Raw genomic sequence first — 26259 nt, forward strand, 5'->3', positions numbered from 1 at the left:
AGCGTAACAATCAAGGCGCAATTGTTAAAAACTGTTGTCAATGTTGTTTTTTCTACAATCTTAAGGCTGCGCATGATTGAGATTCTTTGCGATTTGCTATAGTGAGCTTAAATAGTTTATTTCAATATAGTGAAGAGAGTTGCCATGAACCGTCGTCGTCGCATTTATGAAGGTAAGGCCAAAATTCTTTATGAAGGGCCAGAACCAGGAACGCTCATCCAGTTTTTCAAAGATGATGCAACAGCATTTAATGCTAAAAAGCATGAAGTGATTGATGGTAAAGGCGTTCTTAATAATCGTATTTCTGAACGTATATTTACACTGCTAGAAGAAATAGGTATTCCTACCCATTTCATCAAAAGTATTAATATGCGTGAACAGCTCATTCATGCGGTTGAAATAATTCCCCTTGAAGTTGTTGTTCGCAATATTGCCGCGGGTTCTTTTTCTAAGCGTTTAGGCATTGAGGAAGGCACACCATTACCAAGCCCAATTATTGAGTTTTATTTCAAAAAAGATGAACTTGATGATCCAATGGTTTCAGCAGAGCATATTTTTGCTCTTGGCTGGGCAAGCCCTTCTGAGCTTGAAGAAATTATGGCGATTGCAAGCCGTATCAATGATTTCCTTAGCGGACTTTTCATTGGCATAGGCATTCGTCTTGTTGATTTTAAAATGGAATTTGGTCGCCTTTGGGAAGGCGATATGATGCGCATTGTCCTTGCTGACGAAATTTCCCCTGATTCTTCGCGTCTTTGGGATGTTAATACCAATGACAAACTGGATAAGGATCGTTTCCGCCGCGACATGGGTGGCCTCGTTGAGGCTTATCAAGAAGTTGCTCGTCGTCTTGGCATCATTAACGAAAATGAAGCACCGCGCCCTAAAGGTCCGGTATTGGTGAAATAGCTCACCAGCTCTTACTGACATGAATTTATAGGCTTTTATTTTCACTTAAATGAGCCATTTATTTGCCTTTATATAGGCTTTGTTGCACCTTTAGTGAAAATATAGCCTATAAATGCTATTCTTATAATTCCATTGGTTATTAAATCTCTTATGTGCGTCAACAAGCCATAAATCAGCCAAGTAGAAAGATTACAAGTTATGAAAGCCCGTGTCACCGTTACCCTTAAAAACGCTGTTCTTGACCCACAGGGAAAAGCTATTGTTGGTGCCTTGGAAGCACTTGATTTTAGTGGTGTTAACTCTGTTCGCCAAGGCAAAGTCTTTGATATTGAACTTGCAACCAATGACAAAGCCGTTGCCCAAAGCGAATTGCAAGCCATGTGCGAAAAACTATTAGCCAATACTGTTATTGAAAATTTCACCATTGAGATTTTATAATTTCAAAGCAAATTGCCTATAATGCAAGCTGCTTAGACCGCCAGTTTATTATATTATCGGCAATTTTAAGATCATAATTTGTGCTGCACTTTAGCTTAAAATCCGCTTATACCAGAAAAGTGCTCTTGGTTATCTTCAAGGATTTGCAAATGAAAACGGCTGTTATCCAGTTACCAGGCTTAAATCGCGATCGTGATATGATCACCGCTTTGAGCGATATTTCAGGCACCAAACCAATCACTGTTTGGCAAACAGAAACAACCATTCCTGATGTTGATTTAATCGTTATTCCGGGCGGTTTTTCTTATGGTGACTATTTGCGCTGTGGTGCAATTGCTGCACGCATGCCGGTTATGCAAGCAATTAAGGAAAAAGCCGCTAAAGGCGTTAAAGTTCTCGGCGTATGCAATGGTTTTCAAATTTTGCTTGAGGCGGGTCTTTTACCGGGTGCTTTAATGCGCAATACATCGCTTAAATTTGTTTGTCGCGAAGTAAAGCTTGAAATCGCCAATGCAAATACAGCTTTTACAACCGGCTACCAACAAGGGCAAATTATTCGCTGTCCCGTTGCCCATCATGACGGCAATTACTTTACCGATAGTGAAAGCCTAAAGCAGCTTGAAGATAATGGTCAGGTAGTTTTACGCTATGCACAAAACACTAATCCTAATGGTTCACTCAACGATATTGCTGGGATCATCAATAAGCAAGGTAATGTGCTTGGTATGATGCCGCATCCTGAAAATCTTATTGAAAAGGCCCATGGCGGCGATGATGGACGCGCCTTTTTTGCTGGCGCTTTAGGTATTGCAGCATGAAATTCATAAAGGAAACCATAGTACTTGGAGTGTGTTTGCTAGGTGTTTCAGCCTGTTATAGGGTTACTCTACCTGTTGAGCCACCGGTTTTTAACAGCCAACATGCAGCTTTACCAACCATGGAGCACATTGCTTTAACCGCTAATCGCTGCTGGTTTAAATCAGGGGATAATGCATTCAAGGCCTATCGCCTTGCGCCTGAATTACAATCCTATAGTGGCAAGCCCCGTATTTTGCTTGTTGCTTATAACAGACCAACTGATCGGCCACTTTTGGTGGTGGAAGCCATGGGCAGCCCTGCACAAGTTGCGCATTACGGTCCGCTAATGGACAGTAATTTAAGCAGCAGAATAACAGATAATATCAAACGCTGGACTGCTGGCGACAATAAATGTTGAACGAATAAAACGAATGTTGAACGAATAAAATCAACCAAGCCTTATATAAAATGAAATGGGTTTGGTTGAAATAGATCAAGAGCCAACAGATTATATGAAATACCCTTTAAAAGGTAAACATAGCAAGCTGTTGTAAGGACAAACATTAATAGATAGTTTGATTGGCTAGACCAACAATTATTTATTATCACTTAGGGAATACGGAGCCCAAACCTGATGAGCCTTGGCAATGATGTTGCAATAACCCCTGAACTTATCGCAGCGCATGGATTGCAGCCTAATGAATATGCCCGTATTATCGAGCTTATCGGCCGTGAACCAAGCTTTACTGAACTTGGCATTTTTTCCGCTATGTGGAATGAGCATTGCTCATATAAATCATCAAAAAAATGGCTACGTACCCTGCCTATTGATGGTAATTGCGTCATCCAAGGGCCGGGTGAAAATGCTGGCGTTGTCGACATTGGCGAGGGCGATTGTGTGGTTTTCAAAATGGAAAGCCATAATCACCCATCTTATATTGAGCCATATCAGGGCGCAGCAACCGGCGTTGGTGGTATTTTACGTGATGTTTTCACCATGGGTGCGCGTCCTGTAGCTGCCATGAATGCGCTGCGTTTTGGTGAGCCAAGCCATCCGCGCACCAAACACCTTGTTTCTGGTGTTGTTTCAGGTGTTGGTGGCTATGGTAATGCCTTTGGGGTTCCAACCGTTGGCGGTGAAGTTAATTTTGATAAAAGATATAATGGCAATATTTTGGTCAATGCTTTTGCAGCAGGTATTGCCAAAACCAATGCGATTTTTTATTCTAAGGCTGAAGGTGTTGGGCTTCCCGTTGTATATCTTGGCGCCAAAACTGGCCGTGATGGTGTTGGAGGCGCAACTATGGCATCTGCCGAGTTTGACGATTCGATTGAAGAAAAACGTCCCACAGTACAAGTTGGCGATCCATTTACTGAAAAATGCTTGCTTGAAGCTTGCCTTGAATTAATGGCAACCGGCGCAGTGATTGCTATTCAAGATATGGGAGCGGCGGGTCTTACCTGCTCAGCCGTTGAGATGGGCGCTAAGGGTGATCTTGGTATTGAGCTTAATCTTGATCTTGTGCCAGCCCGCGAAGCAAATATGACCGCTTATGAAATGATGCTATCAGAAAGCCAGGAGCGTATGCTCATGGTGTTGCTGCCAGAAAAAGAAGCTGAAGCTGAAGCAATTTTCAAAAAATGGGGCCTTGATTTTGCAATTTGTGGTAAAACCACGGATGATCTTCGTTTCCGCGTCCTTCATCAAGGTGTTGAAGTTGCCAATTTGCCAATTAAAGAGCTTGGTGATGAAGCGCCAGAATATGATCGTCCTTGGGTGGAACCAAAGCTTCCAACTGCACTAAATGATAACGAAATTGCTGACCAAGGCGATTTCGGCAGTGATCTTTTAAAATTGTTAGGCTCACCTGATTTATCGTCACGGCGCTGGGTTTATGAACAATATGACACCTTAATCCAAGGCAATAGCCTTGTTTGCCCTGGCGGCGATGCCGGCGTCATTCGTGTTGACAGTAATGATAAACGCGCACTTGCATTTTCATCTGATGTCACCCCACGCTATTGTGAAGCCTCTCCATATGAAGGGGGCAAGCAAGCCGTTGCTGAATGCTGGCGCAATATTACTGCAACAGGAGCAACGCCCCTTGCTTCAACCGATAATTTGAATTTTGGCAATCCTGAAAAGCCTGAAATTATGGGGCAGTTGGTTTTTGCCATTAAAGGCATTGGTGAAGCTTGTAATGCACTTAATTTTCCAATCGTTTCGGGTAATGTGTCGCTTTACAATGAAACCAATGGTGAAGCTATTTTGCCAACACCGACCATGGCGGGCGTCGGCATTATTGCTGACTGGGCGCATATGGCCACTATTGGCGGCATGCAAGCGGGTGATATATTATTGCTCATTGGCGGTGATGGTCGCCATCTTGGCCAATCGATTTATTTGCGCGATATTTTAGGGCGCACGGAAGGCTTACCGCCTAAGGTTGATCTTTCTGTAGAAAAGCGAAATGGCGATTTTGTTCGCTCGCTTATAGAAAAAAGCTTGGTCACAGCATGTCATGATATATCCGATGGCGGCTTGGCAATTAGCCTTGCTGAAATGTGCATCAAATCTGAAAAAGGTGCAAAGGTAACGCTAGGCAATGGCACGCGGGTTAGTGAGTTATTTGGTGAGGATCAAGCGCGCTACGTAATAGCAATTAACCCTGAAAATCTTGATGATATTACTAATCGCGCTTATTTAAACGGCATTGAACTGCGCCAACTTGGCCAAGTTGAAGGATCGATGCTTGATATTGCTAATTGCTTCAGCCTGTCGGTTGAACAATTAAACAATTGCTTTGAAGGTTGGTTCCCTGACTTTATGGGACAAGAATAAGCCATTGCTGAAGCCTCAATTGAATTAGATATTCATTTGAGGCTTTATTTTTTAAGATAGCTTTTTAAAACAAGCAATGTTGTTGGTACTGCCATAGTGATTTGACATTTAACTAACAGCCATTATATTATTGTAACAATTCAAAATAGGAGAATTTCTCATGGCAATGGACGCGCATGCGATTGAAAAGCTCATTCGCGAGGGCATACCTGATGCCAAAGTAACTATTCGCGATCTTGCTGGCGATGGTGAACATTATGCTGCTGAAGTTATTGCGGAAAGCTTTCGCGGCAAAAGCCGTGTTGCGCAGCATAAAATGGTATATGATGCATTGCAAGGCAATATGGGCGGTGTATTGCATGCCCTTGCATTGCAAACCAGTGTGCCAGAATAATTTGCGTTATTATTAAGTTAAATCGCATATTCTTTAAAATGACTATGGTTAAGTAAAAGAAACTTACCATATAAAAAGTTAAATATTAAATCACGCAAGGTTGCTTTTTAATGGTAAAGCACTTGAAATAATGCAGCTATTAGCCCCAAAGCTGCGCAGGAAGGATTATAGAATGACCGGCATGAATGATTTCATTGATAATGAAGTTAAGAGCAATGATATTGTACTTTTCATGAAAGGTACGCCCGGCTTTCCACAATGTGGTTTTTCAGGCCAAGTCGTTCAAATTCTCGATTATCTTGGTGTTGCCTATAAGGGCGTAAACATTCTCACATCTGACGAATTGCGCCAAGGCATTAAGGAATATTCCAATTGGCCAACAATTCCTCAGCTTTATGTTAAGGGTGAATTTGTTGGCGGTGCTGACATCGTGCGTGAAATGTTCCAACAGGGTGAACTTAAAACATTATTGGAAGATAAAGGCATTAGCGTACAAAACGCTTAAATTGTTTTATATTGAAAAAAAGGGGGACCATTCCTTGAGATTGGTTCCCCTTTTTTATTGTTTATATATTATTGAATTAGAACTTAACTAGCCATATGCGTTATATGGGTACCTCTCACGGCCGTGTCTTTTTGGAGGCGGCTATTGGGTTGAATAAAGCACTCTATGATAGTTCATTTTGATATTCTGGATGCAGACCCAAAAAATAGCATTGTTATTATTAGTGTCATATCCATTGAAGTTCTGGGCTTGCTTAAAGGTGTAGGTTAGGCATAAATCAAACAAGGCTTGATTGAAAATATAGGGTTTCATTAAGCCGTTGTTTGTTTTCCTGCCGCGTTTTCACTTTATTGGTTCTACCACCCTAAGACTACTATTTTAAAAATTTTGGTTTTAAGCATGAAAAACCTTGGCCGGGTTGCATAGCTTCATGCATGAAAAGCGTACGCAAGGGCGAAAACTGTCGCAAAAGCTCAAGGCCACCACTGCGCACCATTTGCACGGGCAGAAAATCTGATAATAAAGCACGGTTAAGCAAGTGCACAAAGCCAGTACGCGCCCAAATGTCGGGCTTGCGGTGACGGTTATAATCGCTGATTGCATTGTCCGAGCCGGGATCTTCGAGGTTTTTTGCTGCGGCATTTGTCAAATCAACAACATCGCGAATTCCAAGGTTTAAACCTTGTGCGCCAATAGGCGGGAATACGTGCGCAGCCTCACCAATAAGGATTGTTCTATTACGGGCAAAATATTTAGGCACTGCGCCGCCCATTGGCCATGCTTGCACGGGTGTTTCAATGGTTACTTTACCAAGCATTGAGCCCATTTTTTCTTCAATTTCTTTGGCTAAAGCCTCTGGCCCAAGGCCTAATAGTCTATTAGCTTTTTCGGGCTTTTGCACCCAAACGAGGCTCGATTTATTGCCAGGTAATGGCACTTGCGTAAACGGCCCTTCACTGGTGTGAAATTCGGTTGAGGTGTTTAGGTGTGGTAATGGGTGTGAAAAGCTTAAAATGACGGCAGTTTGTGGATAAGCCCATTGCCGTGTTTCAATGCTGGCAGCTTCTCTTGCTGCCGAGTTTCTTCCATCTGCTGCAACTAGCAATTGGGTGGTAATCACATCACCATTATCAAGGGTAACCTGCACTCCATTATCTAAATGTTCATAATGGGTGACATGGTTTGGTAATTGTTTTATTTTTTCGCACTGCTCCACCGCAGTTTTTAAAGCAGCATTCAGTGAAATATTAGGAATGTTAAAGCCAAAAGCTTGCTCGTTAATTTCACTTGCACGGAATGTTACACAGGGCGAGCGAATAAGCCGCTTGGTGCCATCAATGATCCGCATGGTAGCAAGTGGGGCAGCTTTGCTTGCCAAATCTTGCCAAATGCCAATTTCATCAAGCTGTTTAATGGCTGGCATCATAAGTGCGGTGGTGCGCATGTCATTTTGGTCGGTGCTTGGACCAATTAGCAAAATATTATCAAAATGTCCCGCCAATTTAAGTGCCGCAAACATTCCAGCAGGTCCCGCGCCAACAATGGCGATTTTGCTTTTGGTGTTGGGAGAAATATCGGCATCTTGCATGACAGCATCCTTTTCATTTCATTATTTTGGCAATCTATCATTTATTTTTTGCAATAAAAAGCAAAGATTGACGGAGCTTTTGTCCAATGGGCATATTTTATATAGATATTTTGTGCCACATTTATCATAAACACCTATATTAGCGCGCTAATGCCGTAATCACACCATTCGAGACTATTTTGATTTGATTGTGTTATAAAACCTTAGTTTTGCACTTGATAAGCTGTTATACAAGGTGGTGCCTTTGATTAAAAAATGAATATTGGTTGCTTTATTACAATTCTTTGTTGTAGCTCTTTCACTTTAATACTATTAAAAGTGCAAGATCCGCTTTTGTGGATGGATTAAACAGGGATGATGCTCGCGTGAAAAATAGTTTTTCTGAAAAGATAAAAGATGGCAAAGAACGCCTATTGGCAAAAAAGGTAACTATGCCACAGGCGCGAGCCTTTTCGGTACATCTTTTAACTGCATCGGGATCATTTTTAGCTTTCTTATCGCTTGTTGCAGCGTCTGAAAAACAGTGGACAGCTATGTTTTTCTGGTTGGGGCTTGCTTTATTTGTTGATGGGATTGATGGCCCGATAGCAAGAAAACTGGACGTAAAATATGTTTTGCCGACTTGGTCTGGCGAATTATTGGATAATATTATTGATTACGTCACTTATGTGCTTATTCCTGCCTTTGCGCTTTATCAACGCGGCTTCATGGGCGAGGGGCTATCATTTTTATCAGGCGCGATCATTGTGATTAGCAGTGCAATCTATTACGCCGATACCGCAATGAAGACAAAAGAAAATTTCTTCAAAGGCTTTCCTGTTGTTTGGAATATGGTGGTGTTTGCGCTTTTCGTGCTAGAGCCCGGTGAGTGGGTGGCTTTTGGTGTTGTTGTGTTTGCAGCGGTTTTATCCTTTGTGCCGATATATTTTCTCCACCCAGTTCGGGTTGTGCGCCTGCGGCCGTTAAATTTAAGCGTCTTTTTAGCGTGGTGTGGCTTTGGTGTTGTTGCATTGTTTTATAACCTTGAAGCGCCTTATTGGACAAAGTTAGGTCTGATGATTACCAGTATTTATATTTTTGGTATTGGTTTTATTTTGCAGCTTTTTCCAAAATTTGGACTTAGGTCAAAATCATAAGCATTTTTGCGGAGGATGAAGTTTTGCAGTGTTGGAAGTCATATACAATAATATTGACGGTTAATTACGCCTATTTTGCAAAATTGCAATAAAACTGATTTGTTACATTGCGTGATCAACTATATGATTCATTTAGGTGATTTTAAAAAATGCTCGTGTTTGTGGGTAAATTTTGGCAATTTATTCAACTTTTTTAAATTATATGATAACATTTTAGCTTAAGGCTCCAAAGGGATAAATATTAACTATAATTTAAAGCGAAAATAGAGTTTTTTAGCTGATTTGTCTTAAAAATCAATTGCTTATATTAGGGTTTTAAAGGTATCAGTCAAAGCATTGTTGATAAGCGTGAAAGCGTGCTTGCTACCACTAATCGCAATATGTTACCAAATTGTAACATTATTTGATTTAAACAATTTGTGTCTATGCGGCTAGTTTCTGGTTGGTCGTCAACAAAACCTCATCGCTAGGGTTTGCGATTTGGTTGCGGTTTCATTACAGAGCGGACGAAACATGAAGCAAAAATTACGAAAATTATCTCAAAGCTCCGCATCAACAGCGGTTAAGCTTACAGGGTTTGTTGTGTTGGTAGCTGGTTTGACAGCTTGTAATTCTACAGGTCCGCTATTTCCAAGCGAGAAAGAATTAGTACGTACAACACCTGTTAAAGATGTAGAATATGGTGCACCGCTACCTGGTGTAAAAATTTTTCAAAATGCCGAAGCCCAAATAGCTCGCAAAGCAGGGCGCGTTTTTGTTGGAAAGCCTTATAAGGTTAATGGTCAATGGTTTTACCCTAAGGCTGAAATTGGTTATAGCAAAGTAGGGCGCGCTTCTTGGTATGGCGCAGGATTCCACGGCCGTAAAACGGCAAATGGCGAAATCTTTGATATGAACCATTTGACTGCCGCTCATCCTACTATGCCTTTGCCAAGCTATGCAAGGGTTACCAATTTAAAAAATGGTGCATCAGTCATTGTACGGGTTAATGATCGTGGGCCTTTTGCTCATAATCGTTTGATTGATCTTTCTAAAAAAGCCGCTGAGACTTTGCATTTTGCAAATCGTGGTGTTGCTGATGTTAAGGTTGATTATATCGGGCCAGCACCTGCGCAACCCCGTAAAGACGGTTATTTATTGGCTTCCTATCGTGGGCCAAATCAAAACGCAAACTCTGCCGCTGCCTTTGTTGCAATTGAAGATAATCACAAGAATAACGAAGCTGAAAAAGCCGTTAAAGCTGTGGTAAAAGATAGTTTTGATTTGTCAGAAGCAAAGCCTGCTCTTAATTTAGCGCCGCGTTTAACCTCTGCCTATGTTGAAGAATATATTGCATCAGGACGCAACAGTGATATTTTTGCGCAAATTTTGCGTGATGAAGGTGCGTATTCACACGCTAAACAAGAATTTATTACTTTGGGCAATTTTGCCAATAAAAACGATGTTAATGAAATTGCTCAAAAGCTCAAATCTTTTGGTGATGTTAAGTTTGTTGAAGATAAAGACCAAAATGGCAATGTAATTTACTCTGCTAATCTCATGGTAAAAAACAATCTTGATGAAGCACTTGATGCTGCATGGTCAGCCGGTGCAAATGATGCGTTTATCGTGAGAGATCATTAGGTTCTTGTAATACAAAACTTGGTTTTATGTTAAGTAATTACTAAAATTATTTAAGGCTGCGCGTCAAAGGACGCGCAGCCTTTATTATTGTTTGAATTTAAAAAATATTAATAATGCCTCGCTAAGAATGGTGAAATATCGACTTTTAGATAAAATTGTACGACATGATTGGGACTATTGGGGTATGAAATTAATAAGCAAAAATTTTACCAATCATTTATATCGGCGATTTTTCATCGCTATTTCGCTATTTTTGGTTTGCTTTTGGCTTGTTTTTTTAAGCATGCCAGCTTTTTCAGCTATAACGGGCAAAGATTTTGAAACAAGTGCGGCGCAGGCATTATTGGTAGATAAAGAAACTGGAAGTGTTTTATTTGAAAAACAAGCCAATAGTCGCATAGCGCCTGCTTCACTTGCCAAATTGATGAGCGCAGAAGTTGTTTTACATGCACTTAAGCATAATAAAATTTCATTAGATGATGAATATATCATTTCCGAAGATACGTGGCGGCGCGGCGGTGCACCATCACGTACAACCACAATGTTTGCGGCGGTAAAAAGCAAGGTAAGTGTTAATAATTTGTTGCAGGGCTTAATTGTCCTACAAGCCAATGACGCGGCCCTTGCATTGGCTGAAGGTGCATTTGGTAGTGAAGAAGCTTTTGTTAATAAAATGAATGAGAGAGCGGCGGAAATTGGTCTTAAAAATAGCCATTTTGTCAATGCAACTGGCCTACCGCAAGACGGGCAATATACCACACTTAAAGATTTGGCATTGCTTGCTGCTTATTTAGAAAAAGAATATCCTGATCAGATAGCGCTATATAGCCAGCCAGCCTTTGAATGGAACAAAATATTTCGGCGTAACCGCAATCCGTTAGTGGGGGCCAATATTGGCGTTGTTGGCATGGCTAATGGCTTTACGCAGGGGCAGGGCTATTCGATTTTCTTATCAGTTGAAAAAAATGACCGTAAGTTATTTCTTGCACTTGCTGGTGTGTCCAAAGAAAAAGAGCGCAATGAAGAGGCAATACGTATTATCACTTGGGCAATGAATGAATTTGTAAGTCGTCTCGTTTTTGATAAGGGTGAAAACATCGGGCAAGCCAAACTATTTGGCGGCGACAATACCACGATTGGCCTAAAGGTTAATGAAGTCGTTGCTGTCTTGATACCAAAAACTAAGATAAAACAAGTAGAGGCTAAAATTAGCTATGAAGGGCCAATTACGGCACCGGTGGAAGCCAATAAACAAGTTGGTTTGGTTAAAATTTTGCTTAATGGTGATAATATTCTTGAACGGCCAGTATTTACGGGGGAAACTGCGACAGAGGCAAGCCTAACCCAAAAGGCAAAAAATTCGCTTTATGAGCTTTCCATTGGTTGGATTAGGGCTTATTGGAATTAATTGGTTCTTACTCTTTTATATTTAAAGTTTAATCCATCAAAAGTCTTTAAGGAAATGAAGGAATAGTATTTTGCAGCAAGGTTTTTTTATTTCTTTTGAAGGTGGCGAAGGTGCAGGTAAATCAACGCAAATAAAACGCCTTGCAAAAGCACTTGAACAAAAGGGCTATGATTTGGTCATTACCCGTGAGCCAGGTGGCACAGCAGGCGCAGAGGCGGTGCGCTATGTATTGCTAAGCGGTTATGGCGAAAAATATGGTGCTTCGCTTGAAGCAGCCTTGTTTGCCGCTGCAAGAGCTGACCATATTGATGTTTTGATCGAGCCGGCATTAAAATCTGGTAAAATTGTGCTATGTGACCGCTTTATTGATTCAACCCGTGTTTATCAGGGTGCTGCTTCACCGCAACTTGCTACAACGGTTGATGCACTTGAACAGGCCGCAATAAAAAACATACGGCCCAATATTACTTTTATTCTTGATTTGCCGGCAGAAGTGGGCTTAGCACGAGCAAATTCACGCCGTAGTGCAGATAGTGCGGTTGATCGGTTTGAAAAAGATGATGTCTTAATTCATGAAAATCGCCGTCAGGCATTTCTTGATATTGCACAAAAAGAGCCAGATCGCTGCGTGATTATTGATGCAGAGGGCGATATAGACCAAATTGCCAATGAAATTTTGTCTAATGTCGAGCACAAATTACATCAAACACAATTATTAAAATAGGGTTTTTGCTTCATGAAAGTATTAAGCTATTATAGTAAGCGTTGAAGGCATTTTCGCCGCGTGACATTTGAGGTTAAAATGAACGACATTGTTAGTATTCCACAATATGATGATATTGATGGAATCATCAGTCCTGCACAAAATACTTTCTTTGTCGGTCATGAGGCGCAACGTGCGTTTCTTGCGCAAATGCTGGACGAAAACCGCTTGCATCACGCGCTATTAATGGAAGGCGCAAGGGGCATCGGTAAGGCAAGTCTTGCCTATCGCCTTGGTTATATTTTATTGGCAAAAAACATTGCTGCCGATAGTATAATGGCGCAAGATCTTCGTGATATTATCAATGATGACGCTGCAATAAATTTTGAAAATAAAAATATTTGGCGCAAAATTGCCCAAGGTGCTCATCCTAATCTTTTGCATATATCACGGGCGTTTGACCCTAAAACACAAAAATTTCGTGGGGCAATCACTATTGATGATATTCGTAAGATTACCCATTTTTTACAGCAAACTTCGTCTAATAATGATTGGCGCATTGTCATTATCGACTCTGCTGATGATATGAATAGAAATGGTGCTAATGCGCTGTTAAAAACTTTGGAAGAGCCACCAAAGCGCACTATTTTTATGCTTATTTCCCATAATGCTGGGCGACTTTTGCCCACCATTCGTTCGCGTTGTCAGGCAATTATGTTTAAGCCATTGGATCATAATGATTTACAAGTGGCATTAGGTCACGCTGCAGGTTTTGATAATGGATCTGCACAAATGCAAGATAATGACGAATTAATTGCCAATTCTGAAGGAAGCGTTCGTAAGGCGGCTTTAATGCTAGCTTATGGCGGGCTTGATATTATCCATGCAGTTGAAGATATTTTAAACAATAAGGTATTTTCAGTTGATGGTGCTTTTAAGCTTGCCAGCGTGTTATCTGCCAAAGATGCCGAAGTGCAATTTTCGTTTTTTATTGATTATGTGCTTGATCGTGTGGCGCAATTGTCGCGTGATAAAGCCATTGGTGGCGATTTAGTAACGGGTGAAAAACTATCACAATTCTGGAATGAGATTGAGCAACAAATACGTGATGCCACTGCCTATAATCTCGATAAAAGGCAATCTATCCTTGTTCTCTTGCAAAAACTACATCAAAATTTGAACGACTGTTTGGGTTAATCATAGAATTATATTATCTTTTTAGGTGACAAAGGCAAAATCTAGCATTATGTCTTTAAAGAAAAGGCGATAATGTTTCTAATCTTGTCTCGTCAGATAATCATGATAAAAATCATCGCTGACCTTAGTTGAAAAACTATTCAATATTGATTGAAAAGATTATGCCAAGGGTTGCAAAAACAATAGGAAGATAACAGCAATAAGGCTTGTTCACCCAATTTTGTAGCCATTTTAAAATATTGCAACCATTCGGGCCGCTATTTGAGCGTGCGCCGTAAGATAATGAAGACTGAAGTTAAATGCGTGAAAAATATTATATAACGACACCAATCTATTATCCTAATGGCGAGCCACATATTGGCCATGCATATAATGCTATTGCAACCGATAGTATGGCGCGGTTTCAGCGCCTTGACGGCAAGGATGTTTTTTTCTTGTCGGGCACGGATGAGCATGGTTTGAAAATGCAGCAGACAGCGGAAAAATTGGGCATCACTCCGCAGGAATTGGCCGATAAAAACTCAGCCGTTTTCCAAGAAATGCTAGCATCATTGAATATTTCTAATGATGATTTTATCCGCACCACCCAAAAACGCCATTATGACGCTTGTCAGACCTTATGGAAAATTTTGGAAGATAATGGTGATATTTATCTTGATACCTATGCTGGCTGGTACTCGGTTCGTCAAGAAGCCTATTATGATGAAAAAGATACGATCGTTGGTGAAGATGGTATTCGCCGCGAAACAGAAGTTGGTTCACCAGTTGAATGGAACGAGGAAGAAAGCTATTTCTTCCGCTTGTCAAAATATCAAGATAAATTGTTAGATTATTATGAAAAGCACCCTGAATTTGTTGGGCCCAATGAGCGGCGCAATGAAATTATGAGCTTTGTGCGCTCTGGCTTGCGTGATTTATCAGTTTCGCGGACCAATTTTTCTTGGGGTGTTCCAGTACCGGGTAATTCTAAACATATCATGTATGTTTGGCTTGATGCGCTTACCAATTATTTAACCGCAACAGGCTATCCAGATCCAAATGCGCCGCGTGCTGGGTTTTGGCCAGCCAATGCACACATTATCGGCAAGGATATTGTTCGCTTCCATGCTATTTATTGGCCAGCTTTTTTAATGTCTGCTGGTATTGAATTGCCTAAGCGGGTTTTTGCCCATGGCTTTTTGCTCATGCGCGGTGAAAAAATTTCAAAATCGGTTGGTAATGTCATTGATCCTTTTGCAATTACTGCGCAATATGGCGTTGATTCCATTCGTTATTTCCTCTTGCGTGAGGTATCCTTTGGCCAAGATGGCGTTATTAACAATACCGCGATTATCAACCGCATTAATGCCGATCTTGCCAATGACCTTGGCAATCTTGCCCAGCGCTCTTTATCAATGATTGCTAAAAATTGCGATGGAAAAGTGCCAAATAAGGGTGAGTTATTAGCGCAAGATAGTGAGATTTTAGATAAGGCTAGCGAAGTGGTTAACACTGCTCGTGACGCAATGGCAAAGCAGGCGCCGCATTTGGCGTTAACAGCTATTTTTGCGGTCATTTCTGATGCTAATCGCTATTTTGCGGGTGAAGAGCCTTGGGCTTTGCGCAAAACGGATCCAGCACGTGCTGATACTGTCCTTTATGTAACCGCTGAAATATTGCGCCGTGTGGCAATTCCTTTGCAGGCCTTTATGCCCGCATCAATCGACAAATTGCTTGAACTTTTAAACATTGGCGAAGATCATCGTATGTTAAGCGATGTTGCAAGCCAGTGGATTGCGCCGGGAACTGCATTGCCAAGTCCAAGCGGTATTTTCCCACGTTATAAGCTTGAAGAGCTTGAGGGTTAAATTATGTTGATTGATAGCCATTGTCATCTCGATTTTGATGATTTTGCTCCCGAGCTTGATGAGGTAATAGAACGCGCTCATCAAGCTGGTGTTAAGCGCATGGTGACAATTTCTACCCATGTGCGCCAATTTGATCGGATCATTCGCATTGCCGAAAAATATGAGCATGTTTTTTGCTCCGTAGGGACGCATCCCAATAGCGCCCATGAAGAACCCGATATTACCGCAGAAGACCTATTGGCATTAACTAGCCATGAAAAGGTGGTTGCGATTGGTGAAGCTGGTCTTGATTATCATTATGACTATGCAACACCACAGCAACAAAGAGCGAGCTTTCTTCATCATATTGATGCAGCGCGACGCAGTGAATTGCCATTGGTCATTCATTCCCGTAATGCCGATGAAGATATGGAAGCGATTTTGCGTGAAGAAATGGCAAAGGGAAAATTCAAGTTTATTTTGCATTGCTATTCTTCTGGTATGCAATTGGCAAAGGCAGGCATTGAGCTTGGCGGCTATTTATCTTTTTCAGGAATATTGACCTTTAAGGGCGCACCAGAAATTCGCGAGGTTGCAAAAATTGTGCCGTTGCAGCAATTATTGGTAGAGACCGATGCGCCTTACCTTGCGCCAGTTCCTTATCGTGGCAAGCGCAATGAGCCTTCTTATGTGGTGAAAACGGCGGAAGTTTTGGCCGAGCTGCGCTCTCTTAGCTATGAAGAATTGGCTGAAATTACAACCGATAATGCATTTCGGCTTTTTTCAAAAATGCTGTGATTGGTTAAACAAAATAGGATGACTGAAATATCTGCAAAAGATAAATTGCGATTTACCATTTTAGGCTGCGGTTCCTCGCCAGGGGTGCCGCGACCAAATGGTGATTGGGGTTCTTGCGATCCCTTAGAGCCTAAAAACCTCCGCTATCGCACCTCGCTATTGGTAGAGCGTGTTAGCGCAATGGGCACAACCAGCATTGTCATTGATACAGGGGCTGATTTTCGCTCTCAAGCCATTGATGCTGGCATCACCAATCTTGATGGCGTGGTTTATACCCATCCCCATGCAGATCATATTCATGGCATTGATGATTTGCGCACTTTTGGCATTGCACAAAATAAGCTAATTGATATTTATAGCGATGCTGCCACGTTAAATCGCTTACATGAAGCCTTTGACTATTGTTTTAAAACACCAACGGGGTCAAACTATCCACCCATATTACGCGCCCATCAAATTGGCCCCTATGATCATTTTAAAATTAATGGGGCAGGGGGTGAATTAGAGTTTCAAACCCATTTGCAAACCCATGGCGATATTCACTCGCTTGGTTTTCGTATGGGGAATGTCGCTTATTGCACCGATGTGAGTGCCTTTCCTGAAGAAAGTTTAACTAAGCTATTTGATCTTGATGTGCTTATTATAGGTGCTTTGCAATATCAACCACATCCAAGCCATTTTTCACTTTCGCAGGCTTTGGATTGGATTGATTATTTGCGGCCAAAACGTGCCATATTAACCCATATGCATATTTATCTTGATTATCGCACTGTTTTGCGCGAAACGCCAGATTATGTCGAGCCAGCCTATAATGGCTTGCAATTTGAGGTTGATTGTTAAGTCTCACCTTTTAGCGTTGCCAATAGTGCCACAAAGCCTTGTAGCTTTGATAAAGACAGTTTGATTGTTTCACAACTGTAATGGGCAGCATTTTATAGAATTAAAGATTTATTTTAGACATAAAAAAACACGGCTAAAAGCCGTGTTTTTAAACATAATTTATAAAAATTACTTGATCTTTGTTTCGCGAAACTCAACGTGTTTTCTTACGATTGGATCATATTTGCGCTTTGTCATCTTATCGGTCATTGTACGGCTGTTCTTTGTTGTTACATAGAAAAAGCCGGTTTCTGCCGTCGACAAAAGCTTGATTTTGATTGTATTAGCTTTAGCCATAATAGAGAATCCTGTCTATTTGAATCACCACACCGCCTGAATGACCCGTGGCCTAAGACGATTTTGTCGCGACAATAAGCATTCAGGATAAAAAGTCAAGAGCGTGTTAACCTTACAACCAATCTTATTACAACTAAAGCGACATAAAGACCGAAAAAAAGTGCCATTGCCATGGAAAAACCGGTTACGGGAAAGATTTCCATAGCTTGTCCAATGATCGATGGGCCAATTAGCATGCCAATACCATAGCAAAAAATGAAAGCGGCATTGGCGGCAGCAAGATCGCTGCCTTTGAGTCTTGCGCCCAATTGGGCAAGGCCAATGGTATAAAGGCCAGCTGATACACCACCTAACACAAATAAAACCGCCCCAAGTAAATAATATTGGTGCATGATGAATGGCACGAGTAAAGTGCCAATAAGGCCAATAGTTGCGCAACCAGCCAAAGCATAGCGGCGGTCGGGCAATCGATCGCTAATCATGCCAATTGGTACCAAAAGCAGCACATTGCCTAAAGCAAGCAGGGTTAAAAAATGTCCAGCTTGTGCTTCACTATAGCCCAAATTTAATGAAAATGGCGCGATTAAGGTAACCGCACCCAATTGAACTGCACCATAAACCAGCACCGCCATGGTTGATGTTGGCACTTTGAAAATGAATGGCAAAAATGGCACGTGTTCGCTGTCTTTGAAATTAGGGCTTAATTTCCATGCTGACATAATGGGAATGCTGGCAAGGGCAATAAGCAAGCACCCAATACCAAACGGTAAAAAGCCTTTGCTGCCAACATAGGAAAACAAAATTGGCCCTAGCGAAAAACCAAAACCAAAAGTCGCCGCGTAAATGGCAAGAATCGCCCCACGCCTTGCTGGTGGTGCTGAACTATTGACCCAAAATTCTGATAGAATGAACATAATCGTCATAGCAAAATGCAAGGTAAAACGTAAGACAAACCAAACCCATAGGCCTTGAAAGCAATAAAACCCTAAAAAGCTTAAAGCGCCAACAATAAGCATGACTAAAATCGGTTTGATAACGCCAAACTTTAGCGCGATTCTTGATGTACAAGCTGCAGCAATAATGGTGGCCAGACCGCCAATCGTGCCGCTATAACCAATAATACTTTCAGAAATACCATGATCCAACATCATTGCTGAAATAAGGGGCGTTCCAAGGCCAATTGCTATACCTACCGCAGCAATTGTCGCTATCGCCGCAATGATTGCCCGCATGGCATGGTTTTCGCTTTGGCTATCCGTTTCAAAAGTCATCAGCTAAATCGAACCTTTCTATAATGTCTTCCCCTCGCGCTATAATATAGCGTAACTGGATGACATTGCTTTAACGCCATGTTGGGCGTTATGCAATCTTTTGTATCTTCGATGATTTGTTTTGTGATGTCATGAATTTTGATGTTTGGCGGCGAAAACAAATCAACCCATTGTAAATCGGATAATTCGCTTGATGGCTGCATTTCATCAATATTGCTGATATTTTCTGCAAAGGTTAGAAAAAAACGTGTGTCAAACCGCCTAATATGCCCAGTTGGGGTAATTGCCCTTGCAAAATAATGTAACGCAGATGGGTTAGGCAGCAGTTGTTGATTTTGAAAAATGCGCCAAGCAGAATTTATGCTTTTTCTTAACGGAGCCTTGGATTTTACGCCAATAAGAAGCCCTGTTTCTTCTTGTGTTTCCCGAATGGCACATAATGCCAAAGCATTTGCGTGTTTTTCTGTAAAATGTTTTTTTTCACTGCGCATCAATTTTATATCACGCTCATGAAGTGACGTAGAGTAAAGATGGCTAAAATCAGCACGATCCATTTTGCCGCCGGGAAAAACATAAAAATCCGGCATAAATTTATGCGCTTCATGGCGTTTTCCCATCAATACAAATGGCTTGCCATCTATAGCTTTTAATATCAATAATGTTGCCGCGGATTTGGGTTTTAAAATATGTTTTGTCACTATTACTTCACTTGAAAAGACACAAAATTGTTATGCTAGTATAGCTAGGTTTAGCACTATCAAGCATTGTTAATAATAAAACTTTTTTTAATATACAATTTTCCTTTATGTCTATATCGTTTACTTTAAACAAAAGACGGGTTCTTCAAATTTAATTAAAAGCATATTTTATATCATCTGTAACACTAATAAAGTGAGAAATGATTATGCATAAAATATTAAAATTTTTTCAGATTTTTTCTATTATTGCTCTTGTTCTTGGTGGAACTATGACAAGCAATGCGCAAGAAAAATGTGAAATTTATTATCTTCCAACATTTGTTAAGTTAGATTTTGATAGTTTAAAACATATAAGTATGCATGAATTTATAAATGGAGAATTTCATTATTTAACTGTAGCGAGGAATGTGCAATATTTTGCTCCTTTGCCGCCGGAGTCGTTAAGCGCGCCGGAACTTCAAGCGGATAAACAAATCCTATCCTTAGCAGATGATGTGCAAGATATTTATTGGTTATATAGTATTGCTTCCTCAGCCGACGTTAAAACCTTTTTCTCTGGGCGGGATTCTGACTTTGCACCTTATATCTTAAGAGCTTTAAAACGCCAAAATTTGGATGATATGGCACAGCAGTTTGCTGTAGCAATGGAAGCTTTTGGCAATCGCTATCAAGGTTTTGATGCAAGCAAAAAAAGCATTGAAAACTTTCCAATTCCGGTTCGCGAGGCAGAGTTAGATGAAATTTTTCTTAAAATGATGGCGGCTTATGATAATAGTGCAGAAGGGCTAAAATATAAGGAGGCTGTATTAAAACAGCGAGAATTAACCAAGAAAATGGATGGCGATAAGATTAGCTATCAACGCCGTAATATGATGGAATATAACCTTTTTTATCAACAGCATCCACAAACTTTCGCAGCACAAAAATTGTTAGATGGTTTTCCAAGCCAAAATGAAATTTATAAAGCAATTCATGACAAAATTTGCAATAATCCACATTTAAAGAATTGGTATTTAACCACCTATAACGCCCAAACCGATAGGGCTCATTTGTGGTTTATACAGCATAAATTAATTACTAGAAAAAATGATCTAGGCCCGCGTGAAAGTTGGCCAATTTATTACCAAAATATCTTTTCGCTTTATTTATTTCAAATTGAAATTTGAAATGGCGGCATAAGTCAATATTTTGATAATTCTTCATCTGAAGATTTTCCTAACCTTCTAAAGGCGTTAAAATCATCCAATCTTGATGACATCATTCCTATTGTATTGGAAGCTAAATCTCTGCATGACAAATTCGAGCAATTAAAACAGAAATATAATACAAGCTCTCCCCAAGATTTTATAAAAGTGTACGAATTACTGCGGCAACCTTTGGCTGAATTTGAATCTAAAATTGATGTTGATGAGTTGGATGACAAAATTGATGATGCGTCTCTTAAACTTGTTTTGGATAATAAGCTTATTTCACCGTAATTTGGAGTAAACAATGGGCTTCGACGCACCAAAAGAATGCACAATTTATTATGTGCCAAGGGACAAAACAGCCACTTTCGATGATTTGAAGAATTTGAATTTTGATGAAACTATTCGAATTATATTTCATGATTTAGAGCATGAGCTTTTTACAGCGTATTTGGCAGCCTATAGATCTTTTGATAGAAGTAAAGCATCATTAAATAATTATAAAAGGTTAAGTGACGCTTTTTTTAAGCGGCCTGTTTATGAGCAGGACCTGTATTGGTTATATTGCATAGCTAGCCATCATAGCATCATTGACTATTTCCAATCATTAGCTTCAGATTTTGCGCCATATACACATCAGGCCTTAATTCGATTAAATATGCCGGAAATAGCTGATATATTTTATAAAATGATGCAAGTTTTTGGTAGCCGATATAGTGGTTTTAATCACAGGAATCGTAATCTAATAGGATTTTCGCAGGAGGATTCAGATAATCTCCTAATTACCGGCAGTGAAGAAATGACCAATGATGTCATTGAGGAAGAAATTCGCAAGGCAGTTACACCTAGTGTTTTACAGGCATTTCCATGCTCTCAGCAACTCTATCATGCTATGCGATATTATATTTGTGTCAGTGCAGAGGCAAGAAATTGGTACGAAAAGCGGGTTGAAATTATTTCTGATAAGCAACGAGCCATCTGCTTAGTTCAAAATCTATTTAGCTTTGAGGAAAATTTAGGGGATTGGCAAAATTGGCCGCCGCCTTACCGATCTTTATATCTAATTGAAATATTTTACACTGAAATTGTGCATGGCAGCCTTGGTCAGTATATTTATAATCAAAAAGGTGAAACCGTATTGGCGTTGTACAATGCATTGCGCCAAAACGGTCTTGATGAATTGGCTAAATTTATAGGCGATGCAAAGGAGCTTTATGAGCAATCACTTCAAAAAATTAGTAGATTTTATGTTGAGCGCGATAAAGACAAAATAATATATTTTCATGATATCATGAAAACAGCACCTTTTTGCAATTTTGCCAAGGAAGTAAACATCCATGATTTATTGGATAAGCTCGACGATGCGATGACAGTCATTGCCCGTAACCATAATATTCTTCCACGTTGACAATATCTTTGCTTTTTGGTTGGGGGGCGGTTGGTATTGTGTGAAAATTTGGAAATTCCATGTAAGGACGAAAGAGGTTCACATTGAAAATTTTAAAAATATTAACACGTTTGCTTGCTGGGGCAGTCATTACAAGTGGCGGCAATTCCACTGCAATAGCCAAAGAATGCACCGTTTATTTTGATCCCAAAGGCGATGCCATTACCTTTGATGATCTAAAATATATTAGCCTTGATGAGGTGTTAAATTCTAAGTTCCTCATTTTAACCTGGGACATGCATGGCTATCATGTAAATCCTAGCTTTTACGATAGCAAATCCTCGCCGGTTGATAAAATATTGGCTTATCCTGACGATGTACAAGATCTTTATTGGTTGTTTGTTTTCTTGCGTTATCAAACCGTGGTCAATTATTTTCAAAGTAATGATTCAGATTTTGCCCCCTATATTGGGCGCGCATTACAGCGGCAAAATATGGAGGATGCAGCACGCCAATTCCAGTCTGCTATGGACGCTTTTGGCAGCCGTTATCAAAAATTTGACCTATCAGAAAAAACCATTAAGCATTTTATTATTCCGGCAACACAGGCTGAACTTGATCAGGCCTTTTTAAAAAAATTAGATGCTATGATGGGTGAGGAAGCCCCAGATGGTTATAAAAAAATGCATTTAGACCAACGTAAGCAAGACAGAAAATTATTAGGTGGTGGCCCTGAAAAAGATACATTAGGCTATGCAGCGCTTTATGCAACGCATTCTGATGTCTTACAAGCAAAAGATAAGTTAAGGGATTTTCCAAAGCCTATCGCTATTTATAAGGCATTGCGCGATGATATTTGTCAAAATGACCAGCTTCATGATTGGTACAAAAACATTGTTCAATCGATGACAGAAAAGGATCGCATGAATATTTTGGCTGAAAATTTATTTCTTCTTCAAGATAGGTTTGGCACAAGAGAAAATTGGCCAAGCGTTTATCGTGATATTTTTGCACTCAATTTATTTTCGGCACAATTTTCAAATGGCGGATTTTACCAATATTTTGATCATAATCCAAATGAAGTTCCAGCATTGCTTGAAGCGTTTAAAAGGTTAAATTTACAAAATCTTGAAGCTGATTTGCAAAAAGCAAAATCCTTATTTGAAATGGTAAATAAGCTTTCTCCTAACGAGTTAGAAAATGGTAATCCATTAGATGATTTTGAGGATAAGCTCGATTTTACTAAAATTCTTGACGAAGTTGATGGTGCGATGCTGAAGCTAGCAAAAGAGAATAACATTCTACCTCAGTAATTCTATCGCTTATCAGCGTTTTAATTATTGGGCAATTATGCGGCTTTCATTTGCAACTTTAGCCAATTGGTTGATTGCTTGTTCTAAACTGAGTACATTGGTGTAACCAATAATTAAGCCATATTTATCTGGTTCACCTTTATACCAATGAGATAGGGGAGATACCTTTAACCCGTGTTGCTGCCATAATTGTGCTAGCTCTTGATCTTTGCTGCCTCGTTTAAGGTAAGCAATTATGTGCATGCCACCATCGGTTAATTCTATATTCAAGATATCACCTAAAACTTGCTTTAATGCAGCCTCCATAATAACGCGGCGTTGTTGATAAAGCGTACGCATTTTTTTAATATGGCGATAAAAATGGCCTTCACTCATAAATAAAGAAAGTGCTTTTTGGGTAAAAAGCGGCATACCACTTTCATAGATGTTACCAATTTGCATAAATAGCTTTATTGTTTCTTTCGGCATAACGATATAACCAGCTCGCAAGGCAGGCATTATGGTTTTGCTAAAGGAACCAGTATAAATAACTCTATCATGGGCATCGATACTCTTTAATGCGCTAATTATTTTTCGTTTAAAGTGAAATTCGCCATCATAGTCATCTTCAATAATCCAACTTTTTTTATTAGAAGCCCATTCTAATAGTCGCTGTTTTCGTGGTAAAGACATTGAAACAGTTGTTGGGCTTTGATGGGTCGGTGTGACAAGCGCAAATTTTGCATCACTATGATGCTTTAATAGATAGTCTGTGTTTAGCCCCTTATCATCTATTGGAATATAATGAAGTTTTGGGATAATAAGTTTGAGGAATTGGGCCGCAATAAAATATCCCGGATTTTCAAAAAGAACCGTATCATTAGGTGTGGATAGTACCGCAAAAATAAGCCGCAAGCTGGCGCGGTAACCACTTGTTATAAAAATTTGCTCGGGCGAGCAGTTAAGCCCGCGAGAGATATTAAGATAGCTGGCAATATTCTCTCTTAATGGCTGATAGCCCATAAAAGGTGGCATGATAAGATCATTTTCATCCATATTACGGGCAGCTTTTTTCAAAGTAAAAGCCATTTTTTATAAGGAAAGCTTTCAAGGGCTGGAATTCCAAGGCGCAAATGCTTGGGCTGTAAGTTGCTTTTTTGTGCAAATTCACTCTTTGCGCCATTAGTGTTGCTATTTAAAGCAACTTCAATATTAAGTTCTGGGTTCACAAAGGTGCCTTTAGCGCCTTGGCTTACCAAATAGCCTTCCCCAACAAGTATTTCATAAGCGGATTCTACAGTTTTACGCGCGACATTCAATCCACTTGCTAAAACTCTAATCGATGGTACGCGATCGCCCGCTTTAAGATTGCCAATACTGATTTCATTTCGGTACCGCTCATAAATGCTTTTGTAGCCCACAATCATGTCCTACCTTTTTTTGTTTATTTTGGCTCTTTCTAATATGACTTAGCAGTTTAAATTGTGCAACTCAATTTAGCTTAAACCGGAGAAATTATGGAAATAACGCATTACAGCACACCAAGCGAAATATTGCAGTGCTTTGATCTAATGGCGATGTTGCGTCCAAAACTATTAAGCAAAGAAGCTTTTATAGTACAGGTGCAACGTCAACAGCAGCAAGGCTTTGCATTGCTGGGAGTTACTAACGCTACCATGCCGCTCGCATTAGCTGGATATCGTTGTATGGAAAATTTTATCCATGGTCGATTTTGTTATGTCGATGATCTTATCACCCATCCAACTGTACGCGGGCAGGGATATGCAAAAAATTTACTCGATAGTTTGGGTAAACTGGCCTTTGAAAAAGGGTGTCAGCGTATGGTGCTTGATACTGGATTGACGAATAAAACAGCGCAAAAATTTTACCAACAGGTGGGCTACACAACCACTGGTTATCATTTATATCGCGATTTATATTAAAGGAAAAATTATGAGATTACTTCATATTAAGGTGAGCCAAGATTTAGAAGGATCTTCATCTCGCAAAGCATCAGCGTATTTGGTGGATAAACTAAAGGCTTTACACCCCGATATTTCGGAAACAATTATTGATTTAGCCCAAAATCCACTGCCGCACTTAGATAGTGCAATGATAACGGCCATTTTTACCAAACCTGAACTGCGTAACGAGGCGCAGTGGGAGCTGCTAAAAAAATCAGATGAATTGGTTGATCAGCTATTTAACCATGAGATTTTGGTTATTTCCTCGCCAATCTATAATCTTGGATTACCATCGGTGTTAAAGGCATGGTTTGACCATGTAACACGGGCGGGTCGCACTTTTGCATTTAAATCGGATGGTACCAAAACAGGGTTGGTTCATAACTTAAAAGCCTTTTGTGTTTTTTCAACTGGAAGTATTTTTTCAGCCGGCCCCTTTGTAAGTGATGACCAGTTTACGCCATATGTGCGGGTCGCCTTGGAGTATATAGGCATTAAAGATTTAACGAATTTTCGTATTGAGGGTACTCAAGACGCAAAAACACGTGACACGGCTTTAGCCCATGGCTTGAAGCAAATTGATCATTTTTTTGAGGTGTAACTATGTCAAATCGAGTAAATTTATTCAAAACCCAGCCAGTATTAGCAAAAGCTATGACTGAGCTGTCCAATAAAACAAGTGGTTCAAGCATGGATAAGACATTGAAGCATCTTGTTTATATCTATAGTTCCCAGCTCAATCATTGTGCATTTTGTCTCGATATGCATGTTAAAGAAGCTAAAATCGATGGCGAGCGTGAATTGCGTTTGTTGCATATTCCAATTTGGCGTGAATCTACACTGTTTTCAGAGCGGGAAAAGATAGCCTTAGAGTTGACTGAGCAACTCACTAGGCTTGGTGAAAATGGTATTGAAGACGAATTATATTCAAAAATGCAATTGCACTTTAATGACGATGAAATAGGCCAGTTAATCTTTGTAATAGCTGTGATTAATAGTTGGAACCGGCTTATGATTGCGTCCAAAATGACGCCGGGTTCCTTAGACCACTTATATGGTTTGGATAAGGCAAATTTAAAATAAAAATAAAGCCAGCAAGAAATTGCTGGCTTTTTTTTA

Annotated in this window: 27 protein-coding genes; 21 read left to right on the forward strand and 6 right to left on the reverse strand. The window is 40.1% G+C overall.

The window, feature by feature from the left end; all coding sequences use genetic code 11:
* Nucleotides 1–144 precede the first annotated feature (144 nt).
* The 7 genes from purC to grxD all read left to right on the forward strand — a co-directional run bounded on the left by purC (nt 145) and on the right by grxD (nt 5886).
* Nucleotides 145–909 carry a phosphoribosylaminoimidazolesuccinocarboxamide synthase gene (gene purC / locus H3299_RS04265; RefSeq protein ID WP_182419072.1) on the forward strand — a complete coding sequence of 255 codons (765 nt, stop codon included), beginning with the start codon at nt 145–147 and terminating at the stop codon, nt 907–909.
* A 198-nt stretch (nt 910–1107) separates the two neighbouring features.
* Nucleotides 1108–1347 (forward strand): phosphoribosylformylglycinamidine synthase subunit PurS, encoded by a 240-nt coding sequence (gene purS, locus H3299_RS04270; protein ID WP_182419073.1) that lies wholly within the window; start codon nt 1108–1110, stop codon nt 1345–1347.
* A 149-nt stretch (nt 1348–1496) separates the two neighbouring features.
* Nucleotides 1497–2165 carry a phosphoribosylformylglycinamidine synthase subunit PurQ gene (purQ, locus tag H3299_RS04275; RefSeq protein WP_182419074.1) on the forward strand — a complete coding sequence of 223 codons (669 nt, stop codon included), beginning with the start codon at nt 1497–1499 and terminating at the stop codon, nt 2163–2165.
* Nucleotides 2162–2563 carry a hypothetical protein gene (locus H3299_RS04280; protein ID WP_182419075.1) on the forward strand — a complete coding sequence of 134 codons (402 nt, stop codon included), beginning with the start codon at nt 2162–2164 and terminating at the stop codon, nt 2561–2563. Before purQ ends, H3299_RS04280 begins: the two co-directional genes overlap by 4 nt.
* Before the next feature lie 216 nt (nt 2564–2779).
* On the forward strand, nt 2780–4987 hold the full coding sequence (gene purL / locus H3299_RS04285; protein WP_182419076.1) for a phosphoribosylformylglycinamidine synthase subunit PurL: 2208 nt from the start codon (nt 2780–2782) through the stop codon (nt 4985–4987).
* A gap of 160 nt (nt 4988–5147) precedes the next feature.
* Nucleotides 5148–5381, forward strand: coding sequence for a BolA/IbaG family iron-sulfur metabolism protein (locus tag H3299_RS04290; protein ID WP_182419077.1), 234 nt, complete (start codon nt 5148–5150; stop codon nt 5379–5381).
* 172 nt (nt 5382–5553) lie between these two features.
* On the forward strand, nt 5554–5886 hold the full coding sequence (gene grxD, locus H3299_RS04295) for a Grx4 family monothiol glutaredoxin (RefSeq protein WP_182419078.1): 333 nt from the start codon (nt 5554–5556) through the stop codon (nt 5884–5886).
* 373 nt (nt 5887–6259) lie between these two features.
* Here grxD and H3299_RS04300 read toward each other — a convergent pair whose 3' ends face one another.
* Nucleotides 6260–7474, reverse strand: a complete 1215-nt coding sequence (locus H3299_RS04300; RefSeq protein ID WP_182419079.1) for a UbiH/UbiF family hydroxylase — start codon at nt 7472–7474, stop codon at nt 6260–6262.
* 365 nt (nt 7475–7839) lie between these two features.
* Here H3299_RS04300 and pcsA point away from each other — a divergent pair, with 365 nt between their 5' ends.
* The 8 genes from pcsA to H3299_RS04340 all read left to right on the forward strand — a co-directional run bounded on the left by pcsA (nt 7840) and on the right by H3299_RS04340 (nt 17005).
* Entirely contained in the window at nt 7840–8610 is a 771-nt protein-coding gene (gene pcsA, locus H3299_RS04305) for a phosphatidylcholine synthase (protein WP_305852530.1), read from the forward strand.
* Between the two features lie 513 nt (nt 8611–9123).
* Nucleotides 9124–10233, forward strand: coding sequence for a septal ring lytic transglycosylase RlpA family protein (locus H3299_RS04310; RefSeq protein ID WP_182419080.1), 1110 nt, complete (start codon nt 9124–9126; stop codon nt 10231–10233).
* 184 nt (nt 10234–10417) lie between these two features.
* The gene (locus tag H3299_RS04315) at nt 10418–11641 is read left to right on the forward strand and encodes a D-alanyl-D-alanine carboxypeptidase family protein (RefSeq protein ID WP_182419081.1); all 1224 of its coding nucleotides are present in this window, start codon (nt 10418–10420) and stop codon (nt 11639–11641) included.
* A 70-nt stretch (nt 11642–11711) separates the two neighbouring features.
* Nucleotides 11712–12365 carry a dTMP kinase gene (gene tmk, locus H3299_RS04320; RefSeq protein ID WP_182419082.1) on the forward strand — a complete coding sequence of 218 codons (654 nt, stop codon included), beginning with the start codon at nt 11712–11714 and terminating at the stop codon, nt 12363–12365.
* Between the two features lie 78 nt (nt 12366–12443).
* A complete protein-coding gene (locus H3299_RS04325; protein WP_182419083.1) occupies nt 12444–13541 on the forward strand; it encodes a DNA polymerase III subunit delta' in 1098 nt (365 codons plus the stop codon).
* Nucleotides 13542–13840: 299 nt separating this feature from the next.
* Nucleotides 13841–15388 (forward strand): methionine--tRNA ligase, encoded by a 1548-nt coding sequence (metG, locus tag H3299_RS04330; protein WP_182419084.1) that lies wholly within the window; start codon nt 13841–13843, stop codon nt 15386–15388.
* 3 nt (nt 15389–15391) lie between these two features.
* On the forward strand, nt 15392–16165 hold the full coding sequence (locus H3299_RS04335; RefSeq protein ID WP_182419085.1) for a TatD family hydrolase: 774 nt from the start codon (nt 15392–15394) through the stop codon (nt 16163–16165).
* Between the two features lie 18 nt (nt 16166–16183).
* Nucleotides 16184–17005, forward strand: a complete 822-nt coding sequence (locus tag H3299_RS04340; protein WP_182419086.1) for an MBL fold metallo-hydrolase — start codon at nt 16184–16186, stop codon at nt 17003–17005.
* A gap of 168 nt (nt 17006–17173) precedes the next feature.
* On the opposite strand, the gene rpmG is transcribed toward H3299_RS04340, so the two are convergent.
* The 3 genes from rpmG to H3299_RS04355 all read right to left on the reverse strand — a co-directional run bounded on the left by rpmG (nt 17174) and on the right by H3299_RS04355 (nt 19310).
* A complete protein-coding gene (gene rpmG / locus H3299_RS04345) occupies nt 17174–17341 on the reverse strand; it encodes a 50S ribosomal protein L33 (RefSeq protein ID WP_182419087.1) in 168 nt (55 codons plus the stop codon).
* A 95-nt stretch (nt 17342–17436) separates the two neighbouring features.
* The gene (locus H3299_RS04350) at nt 17437–18612 is read right to left on the reverse strand and encodes an MFS transporter (RefSeq protein WP_246708138.1); all 1176 of its coding nucleotides are present in this window, start codon (nt 18610–18612) and stop codon (nt 17437–17439) included.
* Nucleotides 18612–19310: an NUDIX hydrolase gene (locus H3299_RS04355; RefSeq protein ID WP_182419088.1), complete on the reverse strand. Its 699-nt coding sequence runs from the start codon at nt 19308–19310 to the stop codon at nt 18612–18614. Before H3299_RS04355 ends, H3299_RS04350 begins: the two co-directional genes overlap by 1 nt.
* A 206-nt stretch (nt 19311–19516) precedes the next feature.
* Between H3299_RS04355 and H3299_RS04360 the strand changes: the two genes are divergently transcribed.
* From H3299_RS04360 to H3299_RS04370, 3 genes are all read left to right on the forward strand, one after another.
* The gene (locus H3299_RS04360) at nt 19517–20476 is read left to right on the forward strand and encodes a hypothetical protein (RefSeq protein WP_182419089.1); all 960 of its coding nucleotides are present in this window, start codon (nt 19517–19519) and stop codon (nt 20474–20476) included.
* 406 nt (nt 20477–20882) lie between these two features.
* Nucleotides 20883–21905 carry a DUF4375 domain-containing protein gene (locus H3299_RS04365; RefSeq protein WP_182419090.1) on the forward strand — a complete coding sequence of 341 codons (1023 nt, stop codon included), beginning with the start codon at nt 20883–20885 and terminating at the stop codon, nt 21903–21905.
* A gap of 83 nt (nt 21906–21988) precedes the next feature.
* Nucleotides 21989–23197 carry a DUF4375 domain-containing protein gene (locus H3299_RS04370; protein ID WP_182419091.1) on the forward strand — a complete coding sequence of 403 codons (1209 nt, stop codon included), beginning with the start codon at nt 21989–21991 and terminating at the stop codon, nt 23195–23197.
* Nucleotides 23198–23221: 24 nt separating this feature from the next.
* Here H3299_RS04370 and H3299_RS04375 read toward each other — a convergent pair whose 3' ends face one another.
* The gene (locus H3299_RS04375) at nt 23222–24253 is read right to left on the reverse strand and encodes a PLP-dependent aminotransferase family protein (protein ID WP_210276136.1); all 1032 of its coding nucleotides are present in this window, start codon (nt 24251–24253) and stop codon (nt 23222–23224) included.
* Nucleotides 24250–24597 carry a GntR family transcriptional regulator gene (locus tag H3299_RS15560; RefSeq protein ID WP_210276138.1) on the reverse strand — a complete coding sequence of 116 codons (348 nt, stop codon included), beginning with the start codon at nt 24595–24597 and terminating at the stop codon, nt 24250–24252. The genes H3299_RS04375 and H3299_RS15560 overlap by 4 nt, the downstream gene beginning before the upstream one ends.
* A gap of 96 nt (nt 24598–24693) precedes the next feature.
* Here H3299_RS15560 and H3299_RS04380 point away from each other — a divergent pair, with 96 nt between their 5' ends.
* Genes H3299_RS04380 through H3299_RS04390 form a run of 3 tightly spaced genes read left to right on the forward strand, consistent with a single transcriptional unit; the run spans nt 24694 to nt 26223 of the window.
* On the forward strand, nt 24694–25119 hold the full coding sequence (locus H3299_RS04380) for a GNAT family N-acetyltransferase (RefSeq protein WP_182419092.1): 426 nt from the start codon (nt 24694–24696) through the stop codon (nt 25117–25119).
* A 10-nt stretch (nt 25120–25129) separates the two neighbouring features.
* Entirely contained in the window at nt 25130–25741 is a 612-nt protein-coding gene (locus H3299_RS04385) for an FMN-dependent NADH-azoreductase (protein WP_182419093.1), read from the forward strand.
* Between the two features lie 2 nt (nt 25742–25743).
* Nucleotides 25744–26223, forward strand: coding sequence for a carboxymuconolactone decarboxylase family protein (locus tag H3299_RS04390; protein ID WP_182419094.1), 480 nt, complete (start codon nt 25744–25746; stop codon nt 26221–26223).
* Nucleotides 26224–26259 lie beyond the last annotated feature (36 nt).

This window comes from Bartonella sp. HY038, assembly GCF_014117425.1.
In the GTDB taxonomy this organism is placed as follows: domain Bacteria; phylum Pseudomonadota; class Alphaproteobacteria; order Rhizobiales; family Rhizobiaceae; genus HY038.